Source organism: Oscillatoria sp. FACHB-1407, from assembly GCF_014697545.1.
Classification (GTDB): Bacteria; Cyanobacteriota; Cyanobacteriia; order Elainellales; family Elainellaceae; genus FACHB-1407.
Window position 1 is genome coordinate 229,435 of the sequence record NZ_JACJSA010000002.1, and the last position, 12,807, is coordinate 242,241.

11 protein-coding genes are annotated in these 12,807 nt (G+C 50.0%); 6 read left to right on the forward strand and 5 right to left on the reverse strand.

The features are described 5' to 3' along the window. The first annotated feature begins 129 nt into the window (after positions 1-129). From H6G89_RS04230 to H6G89_RS04240, 3 genes are all read left to right on the forward strand, one after another. Positions 130-1,587, forward strand: a complete 1,458-nt coding sequence (locus H6G89_RS04230; protein WP_190504026.1) for an FG-GAP-like repeat-containing protein — start codon at positions 130-132, stop codon at positions 1,585-1,587. 284 nt (positions 1,588-1,871) lie between these two features. Beyond that, positions 1,872-2,279 carry a DUF1257 domain-containing protein gene (locus H6G89_RS04235; protein WP_190504027.1) on the forward strand — a complete coding sequence of 136 codons (408 nt, stop codon included), beginning with the start codon at positions 1,872-1,874 and terminating at the stop codon, positions 2,277-2,279. Positions 2,280-2,398: 119 nt separating this feature from the next. Beyond that, a complete protein-coding gene (locus tag H6G89_RS04240; protein ID WP_190504028.1) occupies positions 2,399-4,675 on the forward strand; it encodes a SulP family inorganic anion transporter in 2,277 nt (758 codons plus the stop codon). A gap of 41 nt (positions 4,676-4,716) precedes the next feature. On the opposite strand, the gene H6G89_RS04245 is transcribed toward H6G89_RS04240, so the two are convergent. From H6G89_RS04245 to H6G89_RS04255, 3 genes are all read right to left on the reverse strand, one after another. Then, positions 4,717-5,475 carry a GUN4 domain-containing protein gene (locus tag H6G89_RS04245; RefSeq protein ID WP_190504029.1) on the reverse strand — a complete coding sequence of 253 codons (759 nt, stop codon included), beginning with the start codon at positions 5,473-5,475 and terminating at the stop codon, positions 4,717-4,719. Next, positions 5,472-6,332: a WD40 repeat domain-containing protein gene (locus tag H6G89_RS04250; RefSeq protein ID WP_190504030.1), complete on the reverse strand. Its 861-nt coding sequence runs from the start codon at positions 6,330-6,332 to the stop codon at positions 5,472-5,474. The genes H6G89_RS04245 and H6G89_RS04250 overlap by 4 nt, the downstream gene beginning before the upstream one ends. Before the next feature lie 242 nt (positions 6,333-6,574). Next, positions 6,575-7,081, reverse strand: a complete 507-nt coding sequence (locus H6G89_RS04255) for a GUN4 domain-containing protein (protein ID WP_190504031.1) — start codon at positions 7,079-7,081, stop codon at positions 6,575-6,577. A gap of 89 nt (positions 7,082-7,170) precedes the next feature. Here H6G89_RS04255 and H6G89_RS04260 point away from each other — a divergent pair, with 89 nt between their 5' ends. Both H6G89_RS04260 and H6G89_RS04265 read left to right on the forward strand, forming a co-directional pair. Further along, positions 7,171-7,314 (forward strand): hypothetical protein, encoded by a 144-nt coding sequence (locus tag H6G89_RS04260; protein ID WP_190504032.1) that lies wholly within the window; start codon positions 7,171-7,173, stop codon positions 7,312-7,314. 151 nt (positions 7,315-7,465) lie between these two features. Beyond that, positions 7,466-7,822: a hypothetical protein gene (locus H6G89_RS04265; RefSeq protein ID WP_190504033.1), complete on the forward strand. Its 357-nt coding sequence runs from the start codon at positions 7,466-7,468 to the stop codon at positions 7,820-7,822. A gap of 315 nt (positions 7,823-8,137) precedes the next feature. On the opposite strand, the gene H6G89_RS04270 is transcribed toward H6G89_RS04265, so the two are convergent. Both H6G89_RS04270 and H6G89_RS04275 read right to left on the reverse strand, forming a co-directional pair. Next, on the reverse strand, positions 8,138-8,644 hold the full coding sequence (locus H6G89_RS04270; RefSeq protein ID WP_190504034.1) for a pyridoxamine 5'-phosphate oxidase family protein: 507 nt from the start codon (positions 8,642-8,644) through the stop codon (positions 8,138-8,140). A gap of 69 nt (positions 8,645-8,713) precedes the next feature. Then, complete coding sequence (locus H6G89_RS04275) at positions 8,714-10,534, reverse strand: FAD-dependent oxidoreductase (RefSeq protein ID WP_190504363.1); 1,821 nt, start codon at positions 10,532-10,534, stop codon at positions 8,714-8,716. Between the two features lie 184 nt (positions 10,535-10,718). On the opposite strand from H6G89_RS04275, the gene H6G89_RS04280 reads away from it, so the two are divergent. After that, positions 10,719-12,281, forward strand: coding sequence for a type I secretion C-terminal target domain-containing protein (locus H6G89_RS04280; RefSeq protein WP_190504035.1), 1,563 nt, complete (start codon positions 10,719-10,721; stop codon positions 12,279-12,281). Positions 12,282-12,807: the final 526 nt, after the last annotated feature.

The following is a 12,807-nucleotide window of genomic DNA, read 5'->3' on the forward strand; positions in this document are numbered from 1 at the left end:
AATCCGTTGACGCACACCTTAAAGATTCTATTCAAGCTGAAATGTGCATTTGTGGCGGCAGGGCATGAACGCTCAAAACTATTTCACTTGCGCTCCAAGTACACCATTCAACTCTTTTGAGGAATCATCATGAGTATTGTTCTGACTCAACAAAATCTCGGTCCTGGCGACAGCTTCGGTTGGTCTCTGATGGCTGGTAATTTCAACGGCAGCGGTGCAGATGACTTAGTAGTCGGTGTTCCATTTGAAGATGTGTTTAGTTATCCCACTGGTGAAATCAGCGATGCGGGCGTTGTGGCTATCTATCAAGGCAGTAATTCTGGTTTAGGTAATAGCGCATCCCAATCGTTTCATCAAAACTACGGGCTAGTTCCAGATGTGGCCGAAGGAAGCGACCGATTTGGGTATTCTCTAGCAGTGGGTGACTTTGATGGCGACGGTTACGACGACTTAGTATCTGGTATTCCATTTGAGACATTTAGTGGCATATTCTCTGGAGGTGCAGTGCAAGCCTTTTACGGCAGTGCCTCCGGGTTGACCGACTCCTCAAGTGGCTTTTTTTATCAAGGCAGCCCAGGCATACTGGGCACGGCGGAATCTTTTGACTACTTTGGTCATGCTTTAGTTGCAGCAGACTTTAACGGAGATGGTCGAGATGATTTGGTGATCGGCGCACCTGGCGAAGACGTACAAATCAATGCGAGTCAGTCTGCTGCTTCTGCGGGTGCGGTCAATATCCTATACGGCTCAAACACAGGATTGAGCACAGTTGGAGACCAGTTCTTCCACAAAGACTCATTTGGCATTGAAGACAGTGTTGAGGCATCAGACCAGTTTGGCACAGCTCTAACGGCGGGCGACTATAACGGCGATGGCTATGCAGATTTAGCGGTTGGCTCTATTGGAGACAACGGAACAGTCAATGTGATTTATGGCACTGTTGGTGGTTTGAACTCTGCTAACGATCAGCTGTGGACTCAAGACACAACCGGCATCCAGGACACAGGCGAAGCGGGTGATCAATTTGGCTCCAGTCTGGCATCGGGTGACTTTGACGGCAACGGTCGAGACGATCTGGCGGTCGGCGTTCCAGGTGAAGACTTGGATGGTCTTAACAATGCAGGAGCGGTAAGTGTCATCTATGGGACGGTCAACGGTTTACAGGAACAGAGCGATGACTTCTTTCATCAAGGGGTCAACGGCATTCAGGGAAGCCTGGAGGCTGGAGACCGCTTTGGTACAACTGTAACTGTGGGCGACTTCAACAACGATGGCTATGATGACCTGGCAGTTGGGTCTGAAGAAGGCATCGGTGGGGTTGATGGGGCGGGTGCTGTAAATGTCTTCTATGGCTCTAGTAATGGTTTAACAACCACAGGTAGTCAATTTATTCACCAAGACTTAGCTAGCATTGCTGGTTCTGCTGGTGATAGCTTCCATTTCAGCAGTAGCTTGACTACAGGTGACTTTAACAACGATGGCTATGCAGATTTGGGCATTGGTTCTGCATGGGCAAGTGTCTCTGGTGTGAATAGTGCAGGTGCAGTGCATGTGGTCTTTGGCTCTGCCAATGGTCTAGTGGTATAGAGTGCATACTTGAGCTTCATTAACCGTTGAACGTAAGAGAGGCGATCGCCACTTAAATTAAGTCAGCGATCGCCTTTCAGAGTTTGTTACCCTACAGTAAAGCGGCAGAGCCGTTAGAAGAAAGGATGAAGGGTAACCGATAAAGGATGAATAATAAAAGATGAAAGATAAACGATAAAAGATTAAAAAAATTGCTTACTAATTCCTCACTTTTTATCCTTTAGCCTTTATCCTTTAGCCTTCTTTCTTCTCTCTTCTTTTTTTCCTCTTCTCTCTTCTTTCCCATGTCTCATTTCACTCGCATCAAAACTCAAATTAAAGACCAGGATGCCTTAGTTAAAGCGTTAGCAGATATGGGCTTTGCGACGGTTGAAGTTTACGCCAGCGCACAGTATTTGTATGGTTATGAAGGAGACATTCGGGCAGATCAGGCGGAGGTCATAGTTCGTCGTCAACACATTGGTAAGTTGAGCAACGATATTGGGTTCAAACGTCAAGAGGATGGGGCGTTTGCGGCAATTATTTCGGAATACGATCGCACTCGTTATTCAGAACGGTGGTTGAACCAACTGACTCAGCGGTATGCTTATCACGCTTTGATGACAAAAGCCCCTGCGGAAGGCTTCACTGTCGAAACGGAGGAAACTCTGGAAGATGGCACGATTCGAGTAGTGTTAGGACGGTGGGTATAAAATACGTTTCTCTCTCGTCGGCACATAATTTTTGCTTCCAATGTAAAGTTAGTGAGATGTGCTAAGTATTTAGCAATGCATTTCTGACTGTAATGGCTTAGCCACAAGGAAGCTTGATTATGGCAACTGAACCAGAGCAACTCAACGTCGCTAAAAGGGTGCGGCGTTCTTCTATCGTTGCCTTAGTTCAGCATGAGTTGCACCCCAGCAGACTATTTTTGAGTGTGACCGCAGGCGTTATTTTAGGTGTTATCCAGGTCACACTAGCCGTCTCAATGGCTGTCTTGATTTTTTCAGGAGAGCTGTCGTCTTATGCCTCTGTAGGCATTGGAATAGCATTATTTGCCTCTGTAGTGGTGGCTATTGCGATCGCCCTACTGAGTTCAATTCAGGGAATAGTGAGTCAAGCGCAAGATGCGCCTGCTGTTATTGTTGCTGCGATCGCCAGTACGATTGCGGCTGAACTTTCTGCAACAACCAACCCAGCCATTGCAGTGTCTACAGTCGTGACGATGATTGCCCTGACCTCAATTCTGACGGGGCTAAGTTGTTTTATTCTGGGTTTCCTAAAGTTAGGCGATCTCGTTCGGTTTATTCCTTACCCTGTCATTGGAGGATTTTTAGCAGGCACAGGGTGGCTTTTGTTACAGGGTGGGTTTACGGTGATGACCAATGTTCCCCTCGATCTCACCCAATTATCGCAACTTCTCCAACCCAATAGCCTCATGCTTTGGGTTCCTGGAATCAGTTTTGCAGTGTTGCTGCTGGTCGTTTTGCGGCGTTTTCAGAATGCGTTTGTCATGCCCAGTTTATTAGCTGGGGCGATCGCTATATTTCATCTTGTGTTGTGGTTGTCGGGCATGTCGATCGCAGAGGCGCAAACGGCAGGGTTGTTGCTCAGTCCGTTTCCAGAAGGTGGTATTTGGCGTCCAATTCAATGGATCACGCTCCAACAAACAGACTGGTCGTTAATCTTAGGAGAAGCCGGGAAAATTGTCTCAGTTGTGTTGCTGACCATTTCAGCTTTGTTACTAAACTCCAGTGGCATCGAACTCGCAACTCGGCGTGATATTGGCCTCAATCAAGAGCTACAAGCCGCAGGAATTGGCAACTTCGTTGCAGGTCTGGGCGGTGGCATCATTTGTTTTCACGGATTAGGAACGAGCGTATTAGGTCACAAAATTGGAGCTAAAAGCCGTCTCACTGGGCTACTTACGGCTGTAGTGAGTCTGTCTGCTTTGACGATTGGAGCAGACATGCTCGTTTTGTTTCCTAAAGCGGTTTTAGGCGGATTAGTAGCTCTATTGGGGTTAGATTTCCTAGTGGAATGGGTTTACAGTGCCTATTTCAAACTTCCTAAAGTTGACTATGCGATTGTGATTTTAATCTTGCTGGTAGTTGGCACGATTGGCTTTTTAGAGGGAGTGGGGGTTGGTTTAGTCGTGGCGATCGCGCTGTTTGTCATCAATTACAGCCAGGTCAACGTGGCAAAACATACCCTCTCTGGTGCCACCTATCAAAGCAATGTAGCGCGTACAACCTATCAAACTCGATTACTGCGTGATCAGGGCGAACAGATTTACGTTCTGGAGCTACAAGGGTTTCTCTTTTTTGGTACATCAAATACGTTACTGGAGCAGATTCGCCAACGAGCCGCTAATCCTGCCCTCATTCCACTGCGGTTTGTCATCCTCGATTTTCGAGCCGTTAATGGGCTAGATTCTTCGGCGGTGCTAAGCTTCGTCAAGCTGCGTCAACTAGCAGAACAACACCCCTTTCGACTACTCTTTACCCACCTGTATCCAGTCATGGAACAGCAACTCCGACAGGGAAATTGTTTGGATGATCCTGACAGCGACCAACCGCAACTGACTTACCTCTTTGCAGATTTAGACCACGGTATCGAGTGGTGTGAAAATCAAATTTTAGGAGCTGTATCCTGGAAACGACGACGCAATCTGCCGCTGAATCTGCATTTAGATGAACTATTTTCAGAGGCTGAACAGGTTTCAGGCTTTATGGAGTATCTGAATAAGGTTGAGGTAGCCGCAGGAGAAACGCTTTTTCAAGTGGGCGATCGCGCTGAATCTCTGTTTTTTGTCGAGTCAGGGCAGGTGACCACGTTTTTAACGCTGGATAATGACCAGACTCGCCGACTCCAAACGATTGGGGTGGGCAACCTGGTTGGAGTGATGGATTTTTATTTGCAATCGACTCACCAAATTACAGCGACTACAGATGTACCGACGAAACTCTATCGGTTATCACAAACTGCATGGCAGCAAATGCAACAGGAAAAACCAGACGTTGCCAATGCCTTTCGAGAGTATGTGATTCGTCTGTTGAGCGATCGCCTCTCCAATGCTTATCGCTCTATTACAGATTTGTTGAGATAAGTTCGATTTTAGATTTTAGATTTACGATTTTGGATTGAATGCTATTCCAGTTCACATTGGGTTAATCGTTTGGCGATCGCTTCAATTGTAAAAATGCCAAAGGTGTCCCCCAAAAAAGGCAGGTGCCCCACTGGAGCGGAGAGGGAAAAGGTAATTTCGCCGTAGCGTTTCCAGTGATTTTGCACCAAGAGATTATTCACCCGCCACCCAACGCGATCGGCAAATGCCATCCAGACATCCGACTTTTCTGCGTAGAAATCAAAGTAGCGTTGCCAGATGGGTCGCTGCACACTGAAGCCAAATCGTCCCCGGCTATATTTCATCCACAGGCGATCGATCACCTGCAAGTCGCGACAGGGAATCTTGGCAATAAATTCTGGACGAAATTGCTCTCGCAACTCCAAGCCACACGCTCGAAACAGTGCCGCTTTCGTTTCCTGGTCAGCTTCTTGCCACTGTCCCCTAGACAAGACCGTTTTAAGCCGAGAGTAGTGTTCTTGGGTGTAGTAATAGGCGATCGCTTGTTTGACTCTGGGCTCTGAGCGATCGTGCAACAGCGCATAGGCTGTTTGCCGCACATCAGCCGACTCATCCCGCAATGCCCGCATCACCAGATATAGCCCCTGTTGTCCGTGTTGCAGAGCTTCTGAAAGGGCTGCGATACGTTGCTCGGCGATCGGGCTAGTTAAGCGTTGTTTGATGCCAGCCCACCCACCCAACACAGGCGCACCAACGGGAATGGCTCCGTGTCCCCCTAAAACGGCATCGTTTGCTTGAGGTTGGTCGAAACGGTCTGTCACGTTGGAACTCCCCAAACCTTGACGGTTCTATCCTCACTGCCACTAATGAGGCGTGATTGATCAGGCGCAATTGCCACTGCTGTGACCAGATGTGTATGTCCCTGCAAGGTGATCACCTCTTGCCCTTGTTGCAAGTCCCAAATTTTGATCCCGTTGCGACTACCGCTAATCAGGTGTTTGTGGGTGCGGTGGCGATCGCCACTGATCGTGACGGAGGAAATGCTGCGGGTGGGCAGGTCTTCCCCCTCTAGCTGTTGTCCGGTGCGGCTATCCCAGGCGGTGATGACCTGATGACGGTGACGCAGGGTAAAAGTGCGATTGTCAGGGCTAAAGGCGATCGCATAGACAAACTGGGCGATCGGCAGCACCCAAAATGCCTCCTGTGACGTGAGATCCCACACTCGCACGGTGGCATCGCGACCTGCACTCACAACCGTTTTGCCGTCTTCACTAATGGCTACTGCCGTTACCCCACCGGCATGACCCGTCAGGGTAAACAGACATTCAAATAAGCGGTAGCTGTCATAGCTCCGCAGTGCGCGTCGTGCTTTGACATCGGAGGAGTGATGTAACTGAAGATAGGCAGCGCGTTGAACGGCGATCGCAGGGTCGGTTAGGCTTTGCAGCAGCAGATCTAACCCCGCTTGACCATAACGACTGAGTTGAGCGATCGCCCCTACTCGCTCTTCCACTAATGCACTGTTCAGCCGATGGCGCACACCGTCCAACCCACCCAGCACCAATCCTGCGATCGGGGCAGGACTTGCGCCCCCCAGAACGACATCATGGGGCTGTGGGAAGGGGGTTGATTGACCAGAGCTAGACACGGTGGTGGATGACCTTGCTGATAAATCCATCTGTTCTAGTCTGACGAATTTTGGGTCAGTGCGTCACCTTCAATCTAATACCGATTTAAATGGTTTCCAGTGAGATATGGGTGCATCTGACGGTTAGGGGAGTGGCGATTAAAACCGCAGCTACCAGAGCAAAAACTGCCTACGCAGGGTCAAACCCTCAGTCCGCATAGGCAGACTTCGCTCCGGTAGCCACAAATTCATTCACCGGGTTCAGTGCCCCAATCACTTAACCCAAATTAGCGTTATTCCGCTGGAGGATTGCCAGCACACCACTCCATCTGCTTAAAAAACTGTTCCAGCGTCAAAATGCCAAATTTATCACCCATGTGGGGCAAGTGACCGGCGGGAGCTTTAATATCAAAGGTCAATTCTTTGTGCTGTTTCCAATAGTTCTGTTTAAGCAGGTGGTTGATCCGCCAACTCGTGCGATCGCCGAATGCAGCCCAAACATCAGTCTTGCTATAAAGCTTTTGTTCTAACGGTTTCCAGATTGCTTGCTGAACGCTAAAGCCAAACCGTCCACGGCTGTACTTCACCCAGAGTTGGTCAATTTTCTGCAAATCGGGACAGGGCAGTTGGTTAAGGGATGGAGTTGTTTGTGGGTCTGCGGGGTTGCCTCCACAGGCGGTGATGATGAGCTTACGAGTTTCCATATCTGCCATGCGCCACAACCCGCCTTTGAGATATTTCTCAAGTTGGGTGCAATCAACGGTTGTGAAATCTTCAGGGGATTCTGAGGGGCTAATCATAAGGCGATCACCAATGCACAACAATACTGACGAGGTTTCCCACAAATTTAACGATTTATATCTCTCTAGTCTTTGATAACTGTAAAACTATGGCTCGTATTTTTAAAGATGTTGAAGGAATTGTGGGGACTCGTCGGGTTTGCCTGCAAAGGGACTGCTCTGAAGAGGATACACTGTCTCACCTGTCTCGACAATTGCTACAGCAACGGTCAATTTTCTTTAGGCAAAACTAAGTACTGCTATTCACAGATAGGGCTTGGAAATAAAACCAGGGGAGTGTGGAGGCTGTGTCCCCAGGGTTCCACCCCTGCCCCCCAAATTCCCACCCTTATTGACAACGAGTTGTACTAAGCAAAATTGATATAAGGTTGCAACAGCAACGAAATGGCTCCGACGATCACCAGAGATAGAGTCACCCAGGTAAATAGTCTCATTTGCTGGTCTGCATGGATTGAAACGCGCCTCATAGTTGCTCCTAAATTGTTCTTTAAAAAGCGTTATTTAATAAACAAAAAATCTCTGCCAACTGTTAAAGTCACCGCGATTAGGGGTGGCTACACCACTCACCAACAGACATCGATTAACCTGATGGGGTCATACCGATTCAAAGAGTTTGATGGGCAAATCAGCGTTGGGGAGGGATTTGGCAGTGCCAAACCCGTACAAGCATTTGTCACCTTCACAATTCAAATTGGTATTAGAATTTTGGCGATTGAAACCGCAGCTAGAGTCAAATGCTGAGGTTGAAAGGCAAGCCGTACCTTACGTTCAAGATTTGAGGATTCCTGACAAACCGTGGATTTGTTTTACCGGAGCAGAATCAATCTGCGTCGGTTCAACAAACCGATGGTGTTCCAAACCTGCTGATAACCTCTGTAAGAACCCCCTGTAGTCCCCCTGTAGTCCTCCTTGATAAGGGGGACAGCGACAGCCGGGGGGCAGTAGCAACAGACCTGAAACACTACCAACAAGCATTTAATCTCCGGTAATCTGCGAAGAAGGACTTTGTCTTGATAGCCGTGAATTCATTCGCCAAGCTCTTAAACCGAACTGACGTTATTTAAGGCTGAGTTTGACGTTTTCACTCGTATCTGCTGTTTTGCCAGTCGTCACAGCTTTCAAGAAACTGATCGTGTGTGCCAGCCAACTTGAAGGGGCGTCCCAGTATTCTGCTTTTTCGACCGTTACTTTTAACAGGGCAATATCAGGTTCATCCAGTTCTTTTGGAAACCAGGCTTTGAGTTGAGGTTGCCATAATTCAGCTAGTTTTTGGCGATCGCGCACCAGTTGAGCCGCACCTGACATCGACACATATCGCTGCTTGTGAGGATCTGCAAAACTCAAATTAACGTGCTGTTGTTGTTCAACTTCTGTCACTTTGTGAGAGCTTGCGTAGGTAAAGAACCACACATCTCCATTCGCTTCAATCTCACTGTTGCATGACATCGGACGACTCCGCAGACTGCCATCTTCATCCACTGTGGTCATCATGGCAATGTCAATGCCTTTCACCATGTCGCGCAATTTTTGCAGTTGTTCGTCCCGATTGTTTGGAGTGGTCATGATGATTCATTCTGGGTACGGCGTACTCTTATCACTGTTCCAAAGTTGAAGGGCGATCGCATCTCTCGATTAGACGATATCGATCTGTTCAACTAATAGCCAGTTACCCGAATGATTCAGTTGTCCCTGGAGGGTGAGCGTATCCCCAGTCCCACACTTCTGTAAGGTGCGATCGCACTCTGCGTCTAATGTAACCAGTTGAAACACTTGTCCTGTTAACGAAGTGGGAGTGTTGAGGGTGATGGTGTAATCCTGATCGCCGCGACGCTCAAAGCTCCCAGTAAAAGTTTGGCTATCAGGAGGAACCCTACCGCCTGCGGCTCCTCCCCTTGCAGAGGCAAGGTTGGGAGGGCTCGGAGGAGAGGTTAGCGGACAGGTGCCATCCAGGGGATAGTCTTCGGGATGGCGCAGGTAATGCTCCTGCCAGTGCTGCCAATCCGGATGGGAGGGGGGCAAGTTAAACAGAGGGGCGATCGCCGCTGGAGCGATGGGATCGGTTAACAACGCAGCTTGCAGATCGGCAACGGGCAGGTCACGCGGTTGACATTTGCGTTCAATGCACAGTGCAGCAGCCATTCCGGCAGCTTGTCCGATGCCGAGAACCACGGGTTGCAGGCGAGTTGCCCCATTGGCAATGTGGGAGACAGAGATATTTTTTTCGCAGACCAGCAACCCATCCACCGCAGCAGGGATCAGACATTCGTAGGGCAGGGCAAAGGGGGTGCCTGTCCAACGTCCACCCCAACGGATGGATTTGGGTTTCAGCGGGAAGTCATAGCCCGGATAGTGGTGATCGTTGGCGTAGTTACCCAGGGCGATCGCACTCATTTGCCCCTGAGCATTCACAGGCAGTGCGGCGACTCGCCTCTGTGGTTGCGGCAAGATGTCCTGTTCTCGCACGGTGACGACTCCCTGTAAGCGTCGGCTCTCGCGAAAGTAGGGATGCAACGCATAGGCACTGCCCCCAAGACAATTGGGAAGGTCAGTGGGAAAGGTGTCTGCGGCTAAGCCATAGCGTCGTCCCAGATGAGTCTGGAGAAAGCGAGCATAGCTCTGGGCATACCAGCGGGCTTCTTGCAAAAACTCCTGTCGGGTTGCAGGCGATTGAATTAACCGATCGAGGCGATCGCCATAGTCATTGCCCCGCTGTGGAAAGTTCATCATGAAGCGGTTGCCGGGCAACCGTCCGTAGTTCATAAAATGCTCTGCACCGTAGCCGTCCCAGGTTCCCACAAAGTGATCGGGGTTATCGATTGGGGGCGCGGGGATCTCAGGAGCCGGGTGGGCTTCACCAAAATCTTGCAGTACTACAACCCAGGTGGGGGCTTGCACGGGGTATTGCTCAGTCATGGCTGTGGGCGCGATGGGTGCGCTCGGTTCTTGCCATTGGGAGTGCCACTCCCACCCCCAGCGATGGGGAACTTCGGCGAGAGCTAAAACGTCCCCTAATTCGGTTCCATCAAGAATAATTGACGCCCTAATCGTGACGTCGTTAAAATGAACCGCAACGAGGCGATCGCCCTGACGTTCTATCGCTTGAGGATGTTTACCGTGAATCCACCATAAGTTCGACAACTGTTTCACCCAATCTGCAAAGATGGCGGCTCCTACATTTGGGTCATATGTAAAAAAACTGACCCAGGCGTGGTTTAAGCCAGTTGGTTGTCGATGTTGCAATTCACGTAAAAACGCACCCCACATCCCGGTTTGAAAAGCGGATAGTTCGTTTCCGTCAGGGGCAGTTACTCCTGCTGACGTTAGCATTCCCCCTAACCACGGAAATTCACTGACCAAAATGGTTTGTGCCCCACGACGGGCAGCTTGAATGGCAGCAACGGTTCCCCCGGTGCCGCCGCCTACGACCAGAACGTCTGTCGTGAGTGTGTTCATCATGCTATGCAACCTCGTGCAATCCAACCAGTGCAGAAAAGGATCAGCGAATCCTCAGATTTTGCTGCAAGCAGCATGAATCGATTGCAAAGCCCTCGTTTGCAAGCTCAAAGGATTCCGTGCTTTATTCTCCCATTCATCTTGATTGTGCATTGCCCACCTTCATCCATCACATCACAAAGCCATGGTTTTAACCCTTATTCGGACGATCAATGTAGACTCCAGAGGCAGCAACGGTACGGTCGAGACAGCTGAATTTTCTCCAGATAGTCAATTTGTCACAACGGGATCAGGCGACGGCAAAGTCAGGCTCTTTCGAGTGAGCGACGGTGCGCTCGTCTGGGAAAGCACCTATTGGGGTGGGTCGTTAGATGATTCGAGGGGCGAGATCGAAGCGGTTTATTTCTCAGCGGATGGGTCAGCGATCGCCGCAGGAGGCAACTCTGATGGCATCAAAATCTATCGGTCATCCGATGGGGCACTGGTTGTTGACCTCAACGGCAACGCCTCTGATGGATTGGCTTTCTCCCCAGATGGAGCCTACTTTGCGGGAGCCAATCGCGGGCGCAATGCCAATGACCGCGGGGATGTTCGGATGTTTAACCCCGCCAATTGGAGCTTGATCTACAGCAATCGCATTATCCATGAGCGGGAGGTCAACTCGGTAGACTTTACTCGTGATGGGCGGTTTGTAATTACGGGATCGCGCGATCGCTCGGTGCAAATTCGGCAGGCGGCGAATGGTGCATTGGTGCGCGAAATTGAGGTGAGTGAAGATGAAGGATCGGTCAAATCCGTTCGAGTGTCACCCAACGGAGAATTGATCGCGGTTGCCAATGGCACAGAACGAGTTGCCAAAGTCTTCCGGTTTAGTGATGGTGCGCTGCTGGCGACCTTACCCCACGAAGATCCGCTGCTAGAAACGGTGGCTTTCTCCCCCGATGGTAAGTACCTGGCAACAGGTGGGGGGGGCTCTGATAATATTCCCGCCGGGGCAAACCGGGGGTTACGGCTCTATCGCACCTCAGACTTTGCTCTGGTAGGGCAGTTTCCCGGACATACGCAAGGGATTGAGTATATTGATTTTTCCCCGGATGGTCGGTCTGTTGTAACCGCCAGCGAGGACGGTACGATCAAACTCTGGCGATTGCCCACGCCGACGGTTACTCCAACACCGGATTCCACGCCAACTCCGATTCCGGGTGTGCGCCGCCTGGGCAACAATCGTACGAATCGACTCCGGGGAGGTCAGGGAGATGACGTGATCTCCGGGCGAGGTGGTGCCGATACCTTGCTCGGTTTGAGTGGCAACGACACCATGGTCGGCGGCACGGGTAACGATCGCCTCTTTGGTGAGGACGGCAATGACAGCTTGAATAGTGGTGCTGGTAACGATCGCCTCTTTGGTAGTGCTGGGAACGATATTTTAATAGGCGGCACTGGAATTGACTTTTTGAATGGTGGTGCGGGGGGCGATCGCTTTGTCTATAACTCGATTCGCGATCGGGGCGATCGAATTCGTGGATTTGATGCCACGTTTGACACGCTCGATTTAAGTCGAGTCATTCTGGGATCACGCGATCGCCCTGGCACACTGTCTGACTATGTTCGCTTCCGCCAGATTGGAGCCAATACGGCAGTGAGCCTTGATATCAATGGCACCACAGGTGGAGCCGTGTTCAGACGGTATATCACGCTTGAGCGGTTTGCTGCCAATACGATCAGTGCTCGAAACGTCATCCTGTAGTGATCTCACTTTGGTGAAGTATGGGGTGTGGGTGGAAGCTCTGGCTGGGGCAAAGCCTACACCTTACTTAACCTGAGTTCGGGATAAGGATCTTAGCGGTTAAAACCGCCGCTACAAGAGTAAAACCGACCTGCGTCGGTTCGGCAAACCTTGATTTTCTGTAGTCCGCACGGGCAGACTTCGCTCCCATAACTGAGAATTGATTCGCCAGGTGCTTAACCCGAATTGACGTTCCTTATCTAAACTGTCCCGGCAATTACTATCGGTATCCGTTTTTCTCCTGCGGGATCAACCACGTCCTGGCTTCCCAAGCGAGTCAGGCAGACCTCTCTGCTAAGCTTTCTAACTTCATAAGAGCTTTAAAGGCAGGTCGATGAGATTCAAAAGAATCATAAGTTTCAGTGAAGATACGGATTTTTTCCCTTGGAATACTCTTTGATCAGCTATAAAATGTTATCCAATACGTATACGTAATTTTGCTAGGTTAACTGCTAGAGCGCAGTCTTTTTATATCCGGAATTGATGC